Below are 950 nucleotides of genomic sequence, written 5' to 3' on the forward strand. Positions count from 1 at the left end.
GACCGGGTAGCTTTGGGCCTGCGTGTCGCCATGGACGATCTCAGGCTGGATGTCGGAAGTGTTGGCCAACAGACCGTCGAGGATGTAGATGCCCTCGTGCACGCCACAGGGAATGAAGTGGCTGAAGAGCGCCACGTATTTATCGGACACATGGTAGTAGCCGATGCCACCGTAGCCGCCGTAGCGGATGTGATACTCCGACAGCAGGTTGTCCTCGTAGACGCTCCACTTCGTGCCATCAGCTGATGCGCTCTTGCCGCTGCCCCAATAGCCAGGCAGGTCGAATTTGTTGTAGGTATTGATGACCTCCACGATGGCCTTCTCAAGCACATCCTCGGTCACGTATTTCAGGTTTAGCCAAGCGACTTGGCGCCGGCTGAAGCCCTTGATCGACCGCGCCGTCTGCGTCGGCCCCAGGTTGCAGCCATAGCAAAATAGCGTGGTGATCACACGTCGGGGCAGATCTTCGACCTGGCTCTCGGTGCCGGCGATCGGGCGGAAGAAACGGTGCAGATCCAGCCATTGGCTGGCATCGATCAGGACATCGACGATGCTGGATTCTGGAAGCCGTTCGGCGATGAGGCGATCCACGGTGGTAATCGCGCTGGAGACTTCGGCGCGTTGCCCCTCCGCAGCACCAGGCGCCCATCCAGGATGTCCGCATGTACGTTCTCCGGGAAACGCGCGTCGACCTCATCGGCCAGGGAGGTCAGTTGTGCACGTAATCCCGCCACGAAAGACTCGGCGTCGGTGGGCAGGCCTGACACCTGGCCGTAGGCTTCCAGTTCCTGGGCCAAGGTGGCTTCATCGACCAGCTGCTCACGGTAGTCATCAAACCGTTCGCTGCTGGGAATGAAGAGATCTCCGGACTTCAGTTCGTCCTTGACCTGCACCAGCACGGCCAGCTCGAAGTACTTACGGTGCATCCAGCCGGCGCCGGCTGCACTGGC

The 950-nt window shown here is 60.4% G+C and carries 1 pseudogene; it reads right to left on the reverse strand.

The window, feature by feature from the left end:
• Nucleotides 1-950, reverse strand: a pseudogene (locus C0R07_RS19620) (Tn3 family transposase); the annotation flags it as partial.

It is taken from the genome of Stenotrophomonas bentonitica (assembly GCF_002887735.1).
Taxonomy (GTDB): domain Bacteria; phylum Pseudomonadota; class Gammaproteobacteria; order Xanthomonadales; family Xanthomonadaceae; genus Stenotrophomonas; species Stenotrophomonas bentonitica_A.